Annotated in this window: 15 protein-coding genes; 13 read left to right on the top strand and 2 right to left on the bottom strand. The window is 34.7% G+C overall.

Going from position 1 to position 19,852, the window contains the following annotated elements; all coding sequences use genetic code 11:
* The first annotated feature begins 534 nt into the window (after positions 1-534).
* The 9 genes from uvrC to GGR42_RS08460 all read left to right on the top strand — a co-directional run bounded on the left by uvrC (position 535) and on the right by GGR42_RS08460 (position 13,615).
* On the top strand, positions 535-2,322 hold the full coding sequence (gene uvrC, locus GGR42_RS08500) for an excinuclease ABC subunit UvrC (protein ID WP_167962831.1): 1,788 nt from the start codon (positions 535-537) through the stop codon (positions 2,320-2,322).
* A gap of 17 nt (positions 2,323-2,339) precedes the next feature.
* The gene (locus GGR42_RS08495; protein WP_167962829.1) at positions 2,340-4,601 is read left to right on the top strand and encodes a patatin-like phospholipase family protein; all 2,262 of its coding nucleotides are present in this window, start codon (positions 2,340-2,342) and stop codon (positions 4,599-4,601) included.
* 348 nt (positions 4,602-4,949) lie between these two features.
* Positions 4,950-5,729 (top strand): DUF3108 domain-containing protein, encoded by a 780-nt coding sequence (locus GGR42_RS08490; RefSeq protein ID WP_167962827.1) that lies wholly within the window; start codon positions 4,950-4,952, stop codon positions 5,727-5,729.
* An 8-nt stretch (positions 5,730-5,737) separates the two neighbouring features.
* A complete protein-coding gene (locus GGR42_RS08485; RefSeq protein ID WP_167962825.1) occupies positions 5,738-6,700 on the top strand; it encodes a tryptophan 2,3-dioxygenase family protein in 963 nt (320 codons plus the stop codon).
* A 4-nt stretch (positions 6,701-6,704) separates the two neighbouring features.
* Positions 6,705-7,967, top strand: a complete 1,263-nt coding sequence (locus GGR42_RS08480; protein WP_167962823.1) for a peptidoglycan DD-metalloendopeptidase family protein — start codon at positions 6,705-6,707, stop codon at positions 7,965-7,967.
* A gap of 5 nt (positions 7,968-7,972) precedes the next feature.
* Complete coding sequence (pgi, locus tag GGR42_RS08475; RefSeq protein WP_167962821.1) at positions 7,973-9,610, top strand: glucose-6-phosphate isomerase; 1,638 nt, start codon at positions 7,973-7,975, stop codon at positions 9,608-9,610.
* 169 nt (positions 9,611-9,779) lie between these two features.
* The gene (locus tag GGR42_RS08470; RefSeq protein ID WP_167962819.1) at positions 9,780-12,461 is read left to right on the top strand and encodes a TonB-dependent receptor; all 2,682 of its coding nucleotides are present in this window, start codon (positions 9,780-9,782) and stop codon (positions 12,459-12,461) included.
* Positions 12,462-12,554: 93 nt separating this feature from the next.
* Positions 12,555-12,992: a hypothetical protein gene (locus GGR42_RS08465; protein WP_167962817.1), complete on the top strand. Its 438-nt coding sequence runs from the start codon at positions 12,555-12,557 to the stop codon at positions 12,990-12,992.
* Positions 12,993-13,015: 23 nt separating this feature from the next.
* Positions 13,016-13,615: a 3-keto-disaccharide hydrolase gene (locus GGR42_RS08460; RefSeq protein WP_167962815.1), complete on the top strand. Its 600-nt coding sequence runs from the start codon at positions 13,016-13,018 to the stop codon at positions 13,613-13,615.
* Positions 13,616-13,618: 3 nt separating this feature from the next.
* Here the strand turns inward: GGR42_RS08460 and GGR42_RS08455 are convergent, their stop codons facing one another.
* Entirely contained in the window at positions 13,619-14,659 is a 1,041-nt protein-coding gene (locus GGR42_RS08455) for an endonuclease/exonuclease/phosphatase family protein (RefSeq protein WP_167962812.1), read from the bottom strand.
* A gap of 131 nt (positions 14,660-14,790) precedes the next feature.
* On the opposite strand from GGR42_RS08455, the gene GGR42_RS16895 reads away from it, so the two are divergent.
* The 4 genes from GGR42_RS16895 to GGR42_RS16830 all read left to right on the top strand — a co-directional run bounded on the left by GGR42_RS16895 (position 14,791) and on the right by GGR42_RS16830 (position 19,364).
* Positions 14,791-16,269: a carboxypeptidase-like regulatory domain-containing protein gene (locus GGR42_RS16895; RefSeq protein ID WP_245201416.1), complete on the top strand. Its 1,479-nt coding sequence runs from the start codon at positions 14,791-14,793 to the stop codon at positions 16,267-16,269.
* Complete coding sequence (locus tag GGR42_RS16890) at positions 16,205-17,524, top strand: TonB-dependent receptor (RefSeq protein WP_245201415.1); 1,320 nt, start codon at positions 16,205-16,207, stop codon at positions 17,522-17,524. Before GGR42_RS16895 ends, GGR42_RS16890 begins: the two co-directional genes overlap by 65 nt.
* Before the next feature lie 91 nt (positions 17,525-17,615).
* Complete coding sequence (locus GGR42_RS08445) at positions 17,616-18,968, top strand: DUF5689 domain-containing protein (protein WP_167962810.1); 1,353 nt, start codon at positions 17,616-17,618, stop codon at positions 18,966-18,968.
* A 225-nt stretch (positions 18,969-19,193) separates the two neighbouring features.
* Positions 19,194-19,364 carry a DUF6747 family protein gene (locus tag GGR42_RS16830; RefSeq protein ID WP_209023939.1) on the top strand — a complete coding sequence of 57 codons (171 nt, stop codon included), beginning with the start codon at positions 19,194-19,196 and terminating at the stop codon, positions 19,362-19,364.
* A gap of 71 nt (positions 19,365-19,435) precedes the next feature.
* Here the strand turns inward: GGR42_RS16830 and GGR42_RS08440 are convergent, their stop codons facing one another.
* Complete coding sequence (locus GGR42_RS08440; protein WP_209023938.1) at positions 19,436-19,846, bottom strand: response regulator; 411 nt, start codon at positions 19,844-19,846, stop codon at positions 19,436-19,438.
* Positions 19,847-19,852: the final 6 nt, after the last annotated feature.

Genomic DNA, 19,852 nt, shown 5'->3' with positions numbered 1-19,852 from the left:
AAACGATAACATAATTTTCCATCTAACATTAAATTTTGATGAAATAAATATAAACAAAATATTAGCACAAATTCCACCAAAAGCACTCTTTTTCCGACGAAATACACTTTTTTATAAAAAATTTAACATTAAAAAGATTTTGAAAACCGGTATATGATTTTAAGTGTATGAGTATAATTCATTGATTATGTGTGAATTGAAATAGGTTTTTTGGCATGGGATGTATGATTTCACCCTTTTTGGGAGCAAACCCTGTTGATTAGTTTTTTAACAAAAAAGCGCTACTAAATTTACTATTATAACAATTTTTTAATTCATTTTTATTTTTCTTTCAAATTTACCGGGTAATTTTGGGAATTCAATAATCTCAAGAACATCTATTCGTTGTTTAAAATCACCCTTGTTTTTATAAAATTAACTGTTGGATTATCCTATTGCTATGAGTTAAAATTGTGTTTATAACTATGCGTTTTCATAAAAACAAAGTATTTTAACTGTCAGATATTAAATCTAGAATAACCTTCCCTAAGTTTCATGGCAGATATCCCAATTAATGTTCAACTTGCTAGTTTGCCCAGTAATCCTGGAGTATATCAATTTTATGACAAAGAAGGGGTTATTCTTTATGTGGGCAAAGCAAAGAATTTAAAGAAAAGAGTGTCCTCTTATTTTACCAAAAAGCATGAGTACGGTAAGACGAGGGTATTGGTAAAAAAGATTGTTGCTATTAAACATATTGTTGTTCCTACGGAGTCCGATGCGCTTCTTTTGGAAAATAACTTGATCAAAAAGTACCAACCTAGATACAATGTAATGCTTAAGGATGACAAGTCCTATCCATGGATTTGTATTAAAAATGAGCGTTTTCCAAGAATATTTCCTACTAGAAGATTAATCAAAGATGGTTCTGAATACTATGGGCCATATACCAGTATGCATACCGTGAAAACACTTTTGGACCTTATTAAAAGTGTGTATCCCCTAAGAACTTGCAATTACGATTTGTCACAGGAGAAAATCCAAGCGGGTAAATACAAGGTGTGTTTGGAGTACCATCTCGGAAATTGTTTGGGGGGTTGTGAAGGATTACAAAAGGAAGAGGAATATCAAAAGCAAATAGAGGATATACGACAGATAGTTAAAGGTAACTTTAAGTCATCTCTAACCTATTTTAAAAAACAAATGGAGTCTTTGGCCATGGAAATGAAGTTTGAGGAGGCTCAATTAATTAAGGAGAAAATAGGGGTTCTGGAGAATTATCAATCAAAATCCACAATTGTCAACCCTAAAATCAATAATGTGGATGTTTTTACTATAGTTTCTGATGAAACCCATGCCTATATTAATTTTTTACAACTTTCACATGGTTCTGTTATTAGGTCTCACACAGCTGAATTAAAGAAAAAACTAAATGAGACTGATGAAGACTTGCTTCAGTTGGGAATTATAGATATTAGGCAACGTTTCAACTCCCAATCAAAAGAATTGTACCTACCCTTTAAAGTTGTTTTGGAGCCTCATATAAAAATAACGGTTCCCAAACTTGGAGATAAAAAAAAGATCTTAGACCTCTCATTAAGAAATGCAAAGTTTTATAGAATGGAGAGGTTTAAACAAATTAAAATTACTGACCCAGATAGGCATACAAATAGAATAATGGCCCAAATGCAAAAGGATTTAAGGCTTTCTGAGGAGCCTAGGCATATTGAATGTTTTGACAATTCCAATATACAAGGGACTTACCCAGTAGCAGCTTGTGTAGTTTTTAAGAATGGAAAGCCATCAAAAAAAGAATATAGACATTATAATATAAAAACTGTTGAAGGACCGGATGATTTTGCATCCATGGAAGAAGTGGTTTTTAGGCGTTACAAAAGATTGGTGAACGAAGAACAACCTCTTCCGCAGCTTATAGTTATAGATGGAGGGAAAGGACAATTATCTTCGGCTTTAAAAAGTTTGGATATTTTGGGTCTTAGAGGAAAAATTGCTATTGTGGGAATTGCAAAAAGGCTTGAAGAAATCTATTTTCCAGGAGATTCCATCCCACTTTACTTGGATAAAAAATCTGAAAGCCTAAAAATAATTCAGCACTTAAGGAATGAGGCTCATCGTTTTGGAATAACTTTTCATCGGAACAAGCGAAGCAAAGCCGCTATAAATTCTGAATTGGAAAGTATAGAGGGCATAGGAGAAAAAACAACTGAACAATTGTTGAAGAAGTTTAAATCGGTTAAAAGGGTTAAAGAAGCTTCGATAGAAAATTTGGCAGAAGTAATAGGAATGGCTAAAGCAAAAAAAATATATACAACTTTCCGATAATGTTGTATTTTAATTACATGAGAAGATTACTACTACTATCCACATTCTTAATTTCGTTCCTTGCACTGGGACAGGAAGTTGGGAATAAGGACATTAAAGTTGGATTGGTGTTGAGTGGTGGGGGTGCAAAGGGTCTTGCCCATATTGGAGCGCTTAAAGTACTCGAAGAAGCAGGTATAAAGATAGATTATATAGGAGGCACCAGTATGGGCGCTATAATTGGTGCTTTGTATGCTTCTGGGTATTCCGCACAGGAGTTGGACTCACTTTTTACAAGTGTGGATTTCTCGAAACTTATTCAGGATGAATTGCCAAGGGATGCAAAAACATTTTATGAAAAAGAAGATTCAGAAAGATATGCCCTAACATTACCCTTTAACAATCTTAAGGTTTCATTTCCAGAGGCAATATCAGGAGGGCAAAACATATATAATGAACTTGTTAAAGCCTTGTATCATGTAAAAGACATAAACAATTTTGAAGAATTGCCCATCCCCTTCTTTTGCATTGCTACCAATGTAGAAACAGGAAAACAGGTGATGTTGGATAAAGGGTATCTGCCCGAAGCAATTATGGCTAGCGGTACTTTTCCATCCCTTTTTGAGCCAACTGAAATAGAGGGTCAAATCCTGATTGATGGTGGTGTAGTAAATAATTATCCAATTAGAGAGGTAAAAGAAAGGGGTGCAAATTATGTTATTGGGGTTGATGTGCAACATGGCCTTTCTGAAAGGGAGTCACTTTTATCCGCAACGGAAGTATTATTACAGATTAATAACTATAGGACGGTAAACGATATGGTGGAAAAATCCAAATTAACGGATATTTACATAAAGCCAGACATAGATGAATTCTCCGTAATAGATTTTAATTTGACCGAGCAAATAATTCAAAGTGGACAAATTGCAGCCATGGAGAAGATTGATCAATTAAAGGAAGTATCTATCAAACAAATAAACAAAGAGGAGGAGAAGAAGCAGGTTGTGCTTAAAGATTCATTAACTGTAAATAGGTTAAGGTTAATAGGAAACAATAATTATAGTAGGGGATATGTAAAAGGAAAATTAAGATTTGACCTTGCACAGAAAACTACTTTTGACAAAGTTCAAAAAGGGATAGGGAATTTAGCAGCAACTAACAACTTCAAGACCATTAGGTACCAATTAAAATCCAATGGTGCGGGCGACGATTTAGTTTTAAAACTAAGTGAAAATCATAACAAAACATTTATTAGGCTAGGTGTGCATTATGATGATTTGTTTAAAAGTGCAGCCCTTATTAACTTAACTAAGAAGAATTTTTTAATGAAGGATGATGTGACTTCTTTTGATTTTATTCTTGGAGACAACCTTAGGTACAATATGCAGTATTATGTGGATAAAGGTTCTTATTGGAGTTTTGGTTTAAATTCTAAATATACCAGTTTTGACCAAGAAATCAATTATGGCCTTATTCAATCCAATTTTAATGTTCCCATAAACACCAACATCAATAATATTAATATGGATGTTATCAATCTTACAAACCAATTTTACATACAATCGGTATGGCAAGAAGAGTTTGCATTTACTGCTGGTTTGGAACATAATTTTTTAAGATTTAGTACAAGAACATTTGATGGTTCCCAAGAAGTAAGTGGCAATTCTCTTTTGGTGTCCAATGCAAATAATAGAACAATTTTTGACAAAAGCCATTATTATAGTACTTATGGGCAATTGACCTTGGATACTTATGATGACAAATATTTTCCTACCAAGGGGCTATATTTTAATGGAGATTTACATGTTTATCTTTTTTCTTCTGATTTTAATAACAATTTCAAGGAATTTTCTGTTGGAAAAGCAAGGATGGGAGCTGCATTTTCTTTTACCAAGAATTTATCTTTAAACTTGGAAACAGAGGGAGGGGTTAAATTTGGAATTTCAAGAGTATCTTCTTTTGACTTTGTTCTCGGTGGTTTTGGAAGTTCAATGATAAATAACTTTGTCCCTTTCTTGGGTTATGATTTTCTTACTTTGCCAGGGAATAGTTTTGTAAAGGCATATGGTAAGTTGGATTATGAATTTACACCTAAAAATCATTTTATGTTTGCTGCCAATTTTTCAAATGTGGATGATGACCTTTTTAGGACTGGTGAATGGTTCACACCACCAGATTTTTCTGGCTATGGTTTGGGCTATGGTTTGGAGTCTTTTATTGGACCTGTTCAATTAATGTATTCGTGGTCGCCGGAAGTAGGTTCAAAAACGATTTTTTTTAGCGTAGGATATTGGTTTTAAAAAGGAACCTAATATGGATGTCAACACTATGGTAAAAGCCCATTATTCCTAACAAATCCTTAAATTTTAATTGTAATCTATAAATTAGTGTTAAGACAATAGTTAAAGTACGTTAAAACATATTTTGAAGTTAAAAGTTGTCTTAGATTTGTATAAACATAAGGGGTGGTTCCCTTATTACTTTAAGTATTGGTTTTTCATAATTTAAAGTTTGGTTGGTTATTTAGGAAAAGCCCAGTTTTATGACTGGGCTTTTTTTATACAATACTTTGGCTTAAATTTTGTTTAAATAATTGTAAACCAGAACTACATTGGTTTGGTTTTAGTAATTTTACAATGCTATTTGCTATGAAAAAAATATCAATCATATTGTTCCTTTTTCTTGGAATTTCACTCAATGGCCAAAAAAACCACACTGCTTTTAAGTCTGGTGAGTGGCTTAAGTTTAGAATTCATTACGGGTTTTTAAACGCGAGTTATGCAACACTCCAGGTAAAATCCAAAGAGTTGGACAGTATTCCTGTTTACCATGTTGTGGGGCATGGCGAGACTACTGGGGTTGCCAGTTGGTTTTTTAAGGTAGATGACACCTATGAGAGCTATTTTGGAAGATGGGATGGTAGGCCCTATAAATTTGTCCGAAAGATAGATGAAGGTGGGTATACCAAGGATATTGAAATAGATTTTGATCATAAAAATGATGAAGCAATCTTAAATGATAAAAAAAACAATAAAAAGCTTAATTTTACAATTGAGGACAATGTCCAAGATTTAATTTCTGCTTTTTACTATCTAAGAAACAATTACACTTTTGAGGATTTGGTAGAAAATGAATCCATACAGTTGGATATGTTGTTCGATGATGATGGAGTTTTTAAGTTCAAGCTGAAATATTTGGGAAAAGAAGTGGTAAAGACCAAATATGGAAAGGTCGAATGTTTAAAATTTAGACCTTATGTGCAATCAGGGAGGGTCTTTAAAGAGCAAGAAAGTCTTTCTCTATGGGTTTCCAATGATTTGAACAAAATTCCTATCCGAATAAAAGCTGACCTAGCAGTAGGTTCAATAAAAGCAGATTTGGATGGGTATAACGGACTTAAAAACCAATTCAAGATTATAATGGATTAAGCCTTTAGATGAAGAATAAAAAAGATATTGAGGAAAGAATATCTAAACTTGAAGAAAAATATAAAGATTCTGGGCAGGACTTAAATTCCTACTTGGACGGACTTCTCTACCAACGTTATCTCACCTACTGGGACTATATTCATTTAGACACTCTCTTAAGCATACAAGTTCCTAGAACACATTTTCCTGATGAGGAAATATTCATCATGTATCACCAAATTACCGAGCTTTATTTTAAGCTTATTTTGCATGAACAAAAGCAAATTGTGGACGACAAAACACAAAATGTTGAGTTTTTTATAGAGAAGGTCAATAGGGTGAACAGTTACTACAAAGCACTTATTTCTTCCTTTGGGATTATGATAAAAGGAATGGAAAGAGAACAATTTTTGCAATACAGAATGGCACTTTTACCTGCCAGTGGTTTTCAATCTGCACAGTATAGAATGATTGAAATCTATGCCACGCCTTTGGAGCATTTAGTGCACCATACGGAGCGTGAGCAGTTTAATTCTTTAAATGGGATAGAGGAGCTTTATGAGCATATTTATTGGAAAAAGGGAGCAACGGATATTGCCACAGGTGAAAAAACATTGACCCTAAAGCAATTTGAGTATAGGTATACGCCTAGATTGGTTAGAATAGCCAAACAAGTTAAGGGAAACACTATTTTTCACAAGTATTCCCAATTATCAGAAAATGACCGGCAGAATGATGTTTTAGTGGAGGGGTTAAAAGCTTTGGATATCAATGCAAATGTAAATTGGCCTTTAATGCATATGGGATCGGCATATAGGTATTTAAACAAGGAAAATGCTCCTATAGATGCCAGTGGAGGGACTAATTGGAAAGAATACCTTCCTCCTAGTTTTCAAAAAGTAGTCTTTTTTCCAAATTTATATACAAAACTAGAGTTAAATAATTGGGGAAAGCAATGGGTAGACCATATCTTTAACCCAGAAAAAGTATAGAATAATGCATAAATATTGGGGCGCAATATTGGTATTGGTTTTTTTGACATCGTGTCGAGAAGAAGAACCTAATCCAGAAGAAATAGCAATCAAGACAATTGAGGAACCTGTAATTCTTAAGCAATATGGGTTTAACCTAAATGACTTTAGTGTACTGCAAGACACGGTAAAAAGTGGTGATAGTTTTGGTGAATTAATGTTGAAAAACAAAGTGGACTACCCAAAAATCTATAAGGTATCCGAGCAGTTTAAGGACACTTTTGATGTCCGTAAAATTGTGGTTGGCAAGCCCTATGTTATATTAAAATCCAAAGATACATCTGAGACCGCCCAAATATTTATTTATGAAAATGACCGTATAAATTATACGGTAATAGATATGAGGGACAGTGTGATTGCCTACAAGAAAAGAAAGGAAGTAAAATATGTGGAACGAGAAGTTTCCGGTATAATAGAAACAAGTTTGTCCGAAGCTATTTTAAAGCAGGGAATAGATTATAATGTTACCAATAACTTGGCCAATGTATATGCTTGGACGATAGATTTTTCAAGGCTACAAAAGAATGATAAATTCAAGGTAATCTATAAGGAGAAGTATATAAACGACACTATCTATGCTGGAGCAGAACCTATTGATGCTGCTTATTTTGAACACAATGGGACCCCTTTATATGCTTTTTCTTACGAAGCGGATTCCCTTAAAAATATTACGGATTATTTTGATGACAAGGCCAATAACCTAAGAAGGGCTTTTTTAAGAATGCCAGTGGAATATGGCAGATTGTCTTCGCGGTATAATCTAAAAAGAAGAATTGCCTATTACGGTTATAAAGTTCGTCCCCATAAAGGAACGGATTATGCTGCCAGTGTGGGAACGCCCATATTGGCCACGGCAGATGGCACCGTGACTGAATCCACTAGAAGGGGAGGGAATGGTAGATATGTTAAGATAAGACATAATGGGACCTATAGTACACAATACCTACACATGAGAAAACAAAATGTAAGAAGAGGTGATTTTGTGAGGCAGGGAGACGTAATTGGATGGGTAGGTATGACAGGAAATACAGGGGGGCCACACGTTTGTTACCGTTTTTGGAAAAATGGAAGACAAGTGGACCCGTTAAGAGAAAAGTTGCCTGAAGCAGAACCTATAGCAGAGACAATTAAAGTTAAATATTTGGAACATATTATACCAATAAAAGAACAGTTGGACTGTATTGAGTTCTTTGAGTCTCTAAATGAAGAATTGTTAACACTAAACTAAATAAAATGCCCCTGCCAAATATAAATCCAACCACTACCCTAGCCTGGAAAAAGCTTACAAAACATTTTCAAGAAAGCAAGGATGTACATCTTAAAACCCTTTTTAATTCCAATATGGATAGGGCAAAGAATTTTACCATTAAATGGGAAGATTTTTTGGTGGATTATTCCAAAAATAGGATTACAGGGGAAACAATGGGTCTTTTGTTGGAACTGGCCGAAGAAGTGGGCTTAAAAACTGCAATCCAAAAATGCTTTGATGGAGAAGCTATTAATCAAACTGAAGGGCGAGCGGTATTACACACTGCTTTGCGTGCATCAAAAGAAGCTATTATAAAAGTTGATGGTAAAAATATAGTTCCTGAAATTTATGAAGTAAAGAACAAGATAAAAGTCTTTACGGATGCTGTTGTTTCTGGTGAAAAGAAAGGATATACGGGCAAAACATTTACAGATGTTGTCAATATTGGTATTGGGGGATCGGACTTGGGGCCGGCAATGGTGGTTGAAGCATTGAAGTTTTATAAGAACCATTTAAAAATGCATTTTGTAAGCAATGTAGATGGAGACCATGTACATGAGGTTTTAAAAGAACTTAATCCAGAAACTACTTTGTTTGTGGTCGTATCTAAAACTTTTACAACCCAAGAAACTTTGAGCAATGCCACCACCATTAAAAAATGGTTTTTAAAATATGGCTCCCAAGAAGATGTTGCCAAACACTTTGCTGCTGTATCAACCAATACGAGTAAAATATCAGAATTTGGAATTTCGGCTGACAATGTATTTCCAATGTGGGATTGGGTTGGGGGTCGTTTTTCTCTTTGGAGTGCTGTTGGACTTTCAATTGCCTTGTCAGTTGGATTTGAAAATTTTGATAAGCTTTTAAAAGGTGCTAATCAAATGGATGATCACTTTAGAACTGCGGATTTTGAAAATAATATCCCAATTGTTTTAGCGCTTATAAGTATTTGGTATAATAATTTCCATGAAGCGGAAACTGAAGCTATAATTCCATATGCTCAATACTTAAGTAGGTTTTCTGCCTATTTACAACAAGGTATAATGGAAAGCAATGGCAAAAGTGTGGATAGAAAAGGAATTAGAACAGGCTATCAAACAGGAACTATCATATGGGGGGAGCCGGGAACAAATTCGCAACACGCTTTTTTTCAGTTGATTCATCAGGGAACAAAAGTAATTCCTGTGGATTTTATTGGGTATAAAGAATCATTACATGGAGATGTGGATCACCATAATAAGTTAATGGCCAATTTCTTTGCTCAAACCGAAGCTTTAATGAATGGTAAAACTGCTGGGGAAGTTAAAAAAGAACTCATTTCTAAGGGATTGTCAAAAGAAGAAATTGAAAACTTATTGCCCTTTAAGATTTTTGAAGGAAATAAACCTACCAATACTATTTTAATAGATAAACTAACTCCTAAAAGTTTGGGGTCATTAATTGCACTTTATGAACATAAAATATTTGTTCAGGGAGTTATTTGGAACATCTACAGTTATGATCAATGGGGGGTCGAGCTTGGGAAGCAATTGGCAACTACGATTCTTAAGGACATAACTAATTCCGAAATTGCTGATCATGATAGCTCCACATTGCAACTTTTGCAAAATTTTAAGAATTGAACTGCAACTTTTCTATTTGTTAAAGGGATTTCATAAACTCTTGTCTTACAGTATTTTTAAGTAAAAATTTATGTTAAATTTGCGACGACTAATTTAACATTGTCTTAATGTAGATGTGTTTAAAATGAAGCACATTTGCAGACTGATTAAAAACTAAAACACAAGAAAAATGAAAAAAATGTACTTTGCGATTGCTGCATTTTTAATGACAACAATTGCTTTTTCACAAGGAACTATCACGGGTACTGTTATGGATGGCGATACTGGCGGTCCATTGCCAGGGGCCAGTGTAGTTGTACAGGGAACGTCTAATGGGACAGCTACGGATTTTGATGGAAACTTCTCCATAGAAGTTTCGCAAAACTCAGGAACTTTGGTTGTTTCCTACATTGGTTTTGTTGCAAAGAGAATACCTTTTACTTCAACAGGAAGTATAGGAAACATTACATTGCAAGTAGATGCAGAAGAATTGGAAGGGGTTGTAGTAGTAGGTACGGGGATTATTGACCTTGCTAGCGATAGAAGAACGCCAATAGCGGTTTCTTCCGTTCCAGTAAAACTTATTCAAGAAAAAATAGGAACTCAGGATATTACCATGACATTGGTAAATACTCCTTCCGTATATGTTTCTGGACAAGCAGGAGGTTTTGGAGATACTAACATGAGAGTTCGTGGTTTTGACCAGGACAACACTGCTTTTCTTTTAAATGGTCAACCGATTAACGGTATGGAAGATGGTTTAATGTATTGGTCTAACTGGTCTGGATTAAATGATATTGCCAGTGGAGTTCAAATTCAACGTGGTCTGGGCTCTTCTAAATTGGCCATATCTTCTGTTGGGGGCACGGTAAACTTCGTTACTAAAGCCACAGAAATGGACCAAGGAGGATTTGCATATTCAACTATTGCAAATGATAATTATATTAAAACATCAGCTGGTTATAATACAGGTGTTTCTGAAAAAGGATGGGGATTGAGTGTTATGCTTTCTCACTGGCAAGGTGATGGTTATAATGAAGGTAACTTTGGTGAGGGTCAAACCTACTTTATATCAGCAGGATATAGACCTAACGACAATCACGGTTTCAACTTTTTGATTACAGGCGCTCCACAGTTCCACGATCAAAACTTCACTAAATCAATCTCAAGTTATTTAGAGTATGGTCTTAAGTATAACAATAACTGGGGTACATATAATGGTCAATACATGACTGAAAGAAGAAACTTCTACCATAAACCGGTTATCAACTTAAACTGGGACTGGAATATTAATGAAACCTCCAACTTATCAACTGTACTTTATGCGTCATTTGGTAATGGTGGTGGTACCGGTAATAGAGGAAATAGAATAAGAACAGATGAAGGGCGTATTGATTATGATGCTATTTATAGCTTTAATCAAAGTGTTCCAAATGGAGAAGGCGGATATTTTGCTGCTGGAGGAGGATATGTTACCAGAGCATCAATGAACTTGCATAACTGGTACGGTGTAATTACTAATTTTGAAAAGAAACTTTCTGATAACCTTACTTGGAATGCTGGGTTTGATTTAAGAACTTATTACGGTAAGCATTTTAGAGTAGTTTCAAATTTTCATGGCTTAAGTTCATGGCAAGAGAATATTCGTTTGATTGATCAAAATAATAATCATGAATCATACGGTACATTTGGAACTTATAAAAATGTAATCGCAACAGAAAGTTTTAGGCCGTCAGGCTGGGAAGCTGCTTTTGCGACTTATGACGAAGACCAAAAAATTGCATATAGTAACGATGAGCGTATTTCTTATGGCGGTTTGTTCACTCAATTAGAATATGCTACAGATGTTTTTTCTGCCTTTTTCCAAGGGTCAGTATCAAATCAGTACCACCAAAGATTTGACTATTATCAATATGCAGATCAATCTTTGATTGATGGTACATCTTCTCAAAGCACTGGAGAACCATTGCCTGCAGGAATTACTGATGGTGTTGATTCTGAAAAAGTTGATAATTTTGGATACAATGCAAAGGCTGGGTTTAGTTATAGTCCTACAGAGAAGCATAGTTTTTATGCCAATGCAGGTTACTACAACCGTCAACCATATCATGATAATATCTACTTAAACTTTACAAACCAAGTAAACCCGTTAACAGAGAATGAAAAAATCTTAGGTTTGGAAGCAGGGTATGGTTTTTCTAGCTCTATTTTCTCTGCAAACATAAACTTGTATAGAACTTCATGGAAAGATAGGGTAGTTTCTAGCTCTGATGTTGTGGATGATGTGGTAACTTTTGAAAGTAACTTTGGAACGTCTCAATTGCACTCTGGTGTAGAAGTAGATTTTAAAGTAAAACCTACCCAAGGCTTAACTTTTAATGGTTTTGCTTCAATTGGAGATTGGATTTATGAAGGAGAGGTAGTTACGCAAGTTACAGATGAAGAGCGTAATGTTATAAGCACGGAAACAGAAGATGTTGATGGAGGAAAAGTAGGTGGTGCGGCTCAACTTTCCGGTGGTCTTGGTTTCAGATATCAAATTACGGATAATTTTGCTGTAGATTCTGACTGGAGATATTATGATGGGATTTATTCTGATGTTGGTGCCATAAAAGAGAATTTGGAGTTGCCATCCTATAATTTGTTGGATGCTGGTCTAACTTTTACTGTTCCTCTAGGAGTTGATAAATTAAAGCAATTAAAGATAAGAGGTAACATTAACAATTTAATGGATACCGAGTATATCTCTAGATTAACTACAGCGAATTTTGTTGAGGCTGGAGATGAGACATACGAGGGTATTGCCGTATCTAACCAGGGATACTTTGGTTGGGGAAGAACTTGGAACATTACCTTACGTTACGATTTCTAAACTTTTTAAATAGTTTATAAAAACCCTGCCATTGGCAGGGTTTTTTTATGCCTAAAAATCACTACATTTAGACAACTAAAAACTAATACGTTCATGTACGAAACTATCCTCAATTTACATTCTTATTTGGCCTATGCAGTTTTGGCTATATTATTTTTGGCCGTAGCCAATGCAATTATAGGTCTTGTTGGTAAAAAAATGTTTACCATGGAAAAAGACCTAAGAATTAGCTTGTTTGCACTTATTTTAAGCCATATACAATTACTGGTAGGGCTTATATTATTTTTTGTCTCCTCAAATGGTTATAAGGCTATAAGTACTTTAGGGATGGGAGGCTTAAATGCCCCTGCTAGGTTGTTGGCCGTTGAACATCCTTTTATCAATATTATTGCAATAGTTTTAATTACCATTGGTTGGTCCAAACATAAAAAAGTGATGGAAGCAGCCAAAAAATTTAAGCTTATTGCTATTTTTTATGGTCTCGGTCTACTTTGCATATTGTCCAGAATTCCTTGGGGACAGTGGTTTTAATTAATTTAAAATATACTTTATAAATGAAAAATCTTATCTTATTTACACTTGCAGTTTTTTTCTCTTTATCCGTAAATGCGCAAGAAAAATCATTGTTCAATGGCAAGGATTTAACAGGTTGGACGGTCTATGGAACAGAAAAATGGTATGTGGAAGATGGTCTATTAATATGTGAAAGTGGTCCAGATAAACAATACGGATATTTGGCGACTAATGAACATTATAAGGATTTTGTACTTACTTTAGAGTTTAAACAGGAGGCAAATGGCAATAGTGGCGTATTTATACGCTCTACCGTTGATGGCACAAAAGTAAGTGGTTGGCAAGTTGAGGTAGCACCACCAGGACATGATACAGGGGGAGTTTATGAGTCCTATGGAAGAGGATGGTTAATAAAGCCAGACCCAGAAAAGGATAAGGCCCTTAAAATGGGAGAATGGAACCAAATGAAAATACGTTTGGAAGGTGACACTTTGACTTCTTGGCTAAATGGTACAGAAATGGTTACTATAACAGATGAAAAAATAGGCGAAGGCGAAGGCTCCGTTGCCTTACAAATTCATGATGGGGGCGGTATTAAGGTAAAATGGAGGAATATTAAATTGCTTCATGCACCTCAATAATTCTTATTCTGTTTTTCTAATTAAAAAAAGGTAAACTGGAAAATGGTCGCTATACCCTCCGGTATAGCTTCCACCTGCATAACTCCTAAAAGGATAGCCTTTGTATTTTCCAGATGAAGTTTTTATATAGGGTGGATTAAAAACACCTGCTTTCCAAAAGGTATAAGAATTGTTCCCAGGATCCAGTACATTAGGAGTAAAGAAAATCTGATCAAATAGATTCCACTTGTCACGGTAAGCCAAGGAACCCACACCTTTTTTATATAATTTTTCCATTGGGTTAAAAAGACTCAAACTGTCCAGTTTTCTCTTTTTACCTTTGGAATGTAAGATTTTAGTAAGACTATCATCTATGGGGTCATCATTTAAATCACCCATGCTTATTATTTTTGAATCAATATCTACTTTTCTAATAGAATCTATAATTCTTTTATTGAGTTTGGCCGCCGCCAACCTATTTGGCTTGCTGCGGGTTTCACCACCACTTCTGGAAGGCCAATGGTTTACTATAAAATAGAATTCTTCATTGTCCAGAAAGCCACCAACAATTAACTGGTCTCTGGTGTAGTCTCTAAAACCTTCATTATTGCTAAGCAAGAGCCTATGACTTTTAAAAGAAGAAGGTACAAAGACCGATTTTTTGTATAAAAAGGCAACATCTATTCCTCTTTCATCAGGAGAGTCATAATGAATTATACCATAATCTTTATTCTTTAAGTTGGGATGGTTTATCAAGTCTTCAATCACTTGTTTGTTTTCAACCTCACAAAGACCAATAATATCTGGTGATGTTTTTGTAGTCTCTAAACCAATTTCAGAAAGGACTTTAGATATATTGGTTAGTTTTTGATTATACCTTTCCAAAGTCCAATTGTCCTTGCCCAATGGTGTACGGTCATCATCAAAAGTAAGGGAATCGTTCAGTGTGTCAAACAGATTTTCAACATTATAAAAAGCAATGGTTCTAACCTTATATTTTTCTTGGGAATGGCCACAGTGTAAACAAAGAAAAAGAATAAATGATAAACTAATTTTCAGGAACATATATATAGTAAATGGAGGTTCCAAAATACTTTTAATTTTTTTAGCAATAAATATTTTGGAAGAAATTTTTTACATTCCAATGTCAATTTTATACTTATTTATCTTAGATTGCTTTGGATATTAATGTTTTAATGCGAAAATATTTCCTCTTTATTTTTTTGTTTACCAATGTAGCTATAGCTCAAGAAGTCTATAGGATAACTGGTCAAATTCTTAATGAGCAAACTAAATCTGGTATTCCCAATGGCCAGATTTCTATTGAAGGAACTCAATTTTCTACAAGTACAGATCCTAATGGTAGTTTTGTTTTAGAGACTGTTCTGACAGGGGAATTTGTCCTACAAGTTGTCATCAAGGACTTTATTCCAAAAAGAATTCCTATAGTGCTCAATGGACAGACATTGAAAATAGGCTCTCTTTATTTGGAAAGAGATATTACTGTGGAAAAAGCAGATAATCTTATTACTCTAACAGATGCAGATTTATCAGATGATGAAAGTGTTTCAATGTCTTCTGGCTTATTACAGGCTACAAAAGATGTTTTTCTAAATAGGGCCGCTTTCGATTTTGGGCAGGCATTTTTTAGGGTACGAGGGTATGATTCTCAAAATGGAAAAGTGCTCATTAATGGAATTTCTATGAACAAACAATTTGATGGTCGACCACAATGGAATAATTGGGGAGGATTAAATGATGTAACCAGAAATCAAGAATTTAGTAATGGATTAAGTGCATCTGATTATAATTTTGGAGGAATCTTGGGAACGACCAATATTGATATGCGTCCATCCGGATTGAGGCCAGGTACTAGGGTATCAACATCTTATTCCAATAGAACCTATGCAGGTAGGTTGATGGCGACATATAGCTCTGGATTAAGTAAAAACGGATTGGCCTATACGTTTTCTAGCTCCAGAAGATGGGCAAAAGAGGGGTATATTAATGGAACTTTATATGATGCGTACTCATTTTTTGGAACATTGGAATATCAATTTAATCCAAAACATTCTATTGTTCTCACTTCTATTTTAGCTTCTAATAGAAGAGGACGTTCTTCTGCTTTAACAGAAGAAGTTTTTGAATTGGTTGGCCGAAAATATAATCCTTATTGGGGTATGCAAAATGGAAAAATTAGAAATTCAAGGGAACGTAAAATTCAGGAGCCAATATTGATGTTCAACCACTATTACAAATCAAATAATTTTAATATAAATACGGGAATTGCATATCAAACGGGTACACATGCACGAAGCAGAATTGGATATTATAATGCGCCTAATCCAGACCCAACTTATTATCGATATCTACCTAGTTTTAGTATTAACAGTTCCATAGGAGCAAATTTTATAGGTGCCAACCTCGCAAAGGATGGGTTTTTGAACGAACCCCAATTGAATTGGGAAAATAACTATATCGCTAATCAAAATGAATCGAATAATGGAAAGGCTAGCTATGTTCTATATGATGATACAGTAGATGATAGTCAGTTAACAGTAAATAGCATTTTTAATTTGACCATGAGTGATAAATTTAAATTTGATTTTGGTGGAACATTTAAAAAAACTGGAGTCGGACAACTATGCAGAAATCCAGGACTTGTTGGGGGCTGAATTTCATGAAGATATAGACCCGTTTTCCGATACGCTCAATGATGTTTATAGTGCTATAAATAAATTTGAAAAAGAACAATTTAATTACCATTATAAAATGAACGCTACAGATTTTGATGTCTTTTCTCAGTTGCGGTACAGCGGTAGTACTTGGAATGCATTTTTGGCAGGGAATTACTCCAACATCAATTATGAAAGGAAGGGTTTATTTTTAAATGAACGTTTTTCAAATTCATTTGGTAAAAGTGAAAAGGTCAACTTTTCCAATTTTGGAATAAAGAGCGGATTGGAATATAAAATTACAGGGAGACATTGGTTAACTTTAAATGGAGCTTTGCTTAATAGAGCGCCAACCATTCAGAATGTGTTTATAAACCCTAGAGAAAATAATGCTATAGTGCCTAACATTCAAAGTGAAAAAATTTCAACAACAGATATAAATTATCTTATTCGACTTTCAAAACTCACAGGAAGAGTAACAGGGTTTTATACTCGGTTTCAAAACACAACAGATGTAAATTACTTCTTTGTTGACGCCGGAGTGGGTTCTGATTTTGTGCAGGAAGTAATTACAGATTTAGATAAATTACATATGGGAACTGAGGTTGGGTTGGAGTATCAGGTTTCATCCAGCGTAAAGTTGTCTGCTGTTGCTTCGATTTCAAAATATCTTTATGCCAGCGACCCATCGGTCAGTATTAATTTTGATACGGCAGGGGCCGTTGAGGATTTAATTAACCCAGAAGGGAGTATAGATTTAGGAATTGCACATATCAAGGACTACAGGTTGGCACAGGGACCACAGAAAGCAATGGCTTTTGGGGTGGAATATCGTGACCCAAAATATTGGTGGATGGGAGCAACAACCAATTATCTGGCGAATAATTATGCCAATATTTCTACTATTATTAGAACCCATAGCTTTTATTTAAATCCAGAAACAGGAGAACCTTTCCCCAATGCAACAGACGAAAATGTAAACAGATTGCTTGCGCAAAAAAAGCTGGATAATTTTTATTTATTGAATTTGGTTGGGGGAAAATCGTGGTTGTTGAATGGTAAATATATAAGTGTATTTATAAGTGTGAACAATGTTTTTGATACGATTTTCAGAACTGGGGGATATGAGCAGAGCAGAAATGGAAATTTTGGGCAGATGCAACAAGATAATTTAAGTGGCACGCCATCTTTTGCTCCAAAATATTGGTATGGGTACGGAAGAACTTATTTTTTAAACTTGGCAGTGAGTTTTTAAACAAAATGTCATTTCGACCAAAGGGAGAAATCTGATAAAATTTTAGATTTCTTGTTTCACTCGAAATGATGGTAATAGAATATTTTAAGGAATGATTAAAAATAAAATACATATTCCACTTTTCTGTTTAATACTGGTATCATGTGTTAAAGACAAAACTTTTGATGCGCCAGAATTATCTTGTATAATTGATTTACAAGCCAATACTACGTTTTCAAATATAAAGAACCTGTATGTTGATGAGCTTATCCAAATACATGAAGACTTAATTATTGAAGGGTATGTTATTTCATCTGATAAGGCAGGGAATATATTTGGGACACTTCACATTCAAGATAGTCCTATTAATCCCACTGAAGGTTTTCAAATAGAAATAGATGTTAGGGATTCCTATTTATTTTATCAAGTTGGGAGTAAAATTTTTATAAAGCTGAAAGGGTTATACTTAGGTCAATCAAAAGGAGTATTTAAGGTGGGAGGGGTCTTTACCGCCTTTGGAAATGAATCGGTTGGGCGCTTACCATCATCTATTGTTTCGCAACATATTTTTTTGAGTTGCGATGAGCCGGTAAATGTAAAGCCGAAGCTAGTTAAAATTGAGGACTTACAAGATAATATGGTAAACACATTGGTGGAGATAGATGATTTAGAAGTTATTGAAGAAGAAAGGGGCTTTCCTTATGCAGATCCAGAAGAGGAAACCGAACGAACTCTAAAGGATTGTGATGGGAATGAAATAGTAATGGTAAATAGTGGTTATTCAGATTTTCGGGCAGAAATATTACCAGATGAAAATGGCACTATACAAGCAGTATTAACAAAAGAAAATGATGAATTTAAACTAATAGTTAGAAAAATCCAGGACATAATTTTTGATAGCGAACGTTGTCCCCCAGATAAGGTAACATCCAACCAATTATTTATTTCAGAGTTGGCGGACCCTAACAATAATACAGGGGCTCGTTTTGTGGAGCTGTTTAATGCTTCAAACCAAGACATATCATTAAAAGGATGGGTATTTAGGCGGTATACCAATGCAAATGCAGAAATTAGCTCTACAATAGACTTATCGGGTTACAGTGTTATGGCGGGAAACACCTTTGTAATCTCACCCAATGCAATGGAATTTGAAACAGTCTATGGTTTTGCTCCAGATATGGGCGTTTCAACAAACAGTCCTGCCGACTCTAATGGAGATGACAATTTGGAGTTGGTAGATCCATTTGGAGTTATAATTGATGCTTTTGGAATTGTGGGTGAAGACGGTTCGGGAACCAATCATGAGTTTGAGGACGGACGAGCGTTAAGAAATAGCCTGATTTTAGAAGCAAATCCAAACTATACTTTTTCGGAATGGACCATATTCAATGACACTGGAGATTCTGGAACTACCAATTTGCCACAAAATGCTCCTGATGATTTTACGCCTGGAATAAGAAATTAGGGTATTATAGGTTCAAAATATAACATTGTGTTTTTTGGATATCCAGAAAACTTAACACTTTGTCGATCCACTCACCAACATACCTAATACCATTCACCGAAAGCAAACTGCCACTGACCGAAACTACGATCAGCTTATCGGGGTTTTTATACGATTATCTAATTGTTTGTGCCCAAGACAGAATGGGAAACCATATTTGCAGTGTCTAAACAAACAAAAAATTATATGAAACAAATTTTACTTTTAAGAGAAATCTACAGTACAAGCTTTAGGGATTTGGGGAAAAAAATTCTTGAAAATTCATTTAAAGTATATTTTTGGGTATGCATGGCACTTTTTGTATTTGCCCTTTTCGGATTTATATATAGGGTCTCCACAGGCTTTATATTTGATTAAGTGTTTTGTTAGACAAAATCCCTAGGGTAAAACTTAGGGTTTTTAAACAAAACATCTATAACAGCGAGAAGTTAGAGGTCTAGGGTATTTTTAATGCCATCCAAGGCTTCTGAAGTTATAGGCTTAGTAAGGTAACCGTGAACAAAAGCATAATTTTTTACTTTTTCCAAGTCTCTAGGGTCTATGGAAGAAGTAATAATGAATATTGGGATTTTAGTGATATTTTTATCTTTAATTTTGGAAATAGCCTCTAGAAAATCCCAACCATTCAAAACAGGCATATTTAGATCCAATAAAATAAGACAGGGTAACTCACCTTCATTTTTATTGTCATTTACAAGGCCTTCTATTGCTTCTTTCCCATTATTGAAAATTAAGAAATTCTCACAGAATTCTATTTCCTTCATTAGTCTTTTAGTGCCGTATATAAAAATAGGGTCGTCATCTATGATACAGCAATTTTTTACATTTTCAATAGTCATTCTTCC

It is taken from the genome of Saonia flava (assembly GCF_011927795.1).
Lineage (GTDB): Bacteria > Bacteroidota > Bacteroidia > Flavobacteriales > Flavobacteriaceae > Saonia > Saonia flava.
The sequence above is the reverse complement of the archived record's forward strand: the minus strand, read 5'-3'. Positions and strand labels throughout refer to the sequence as shown.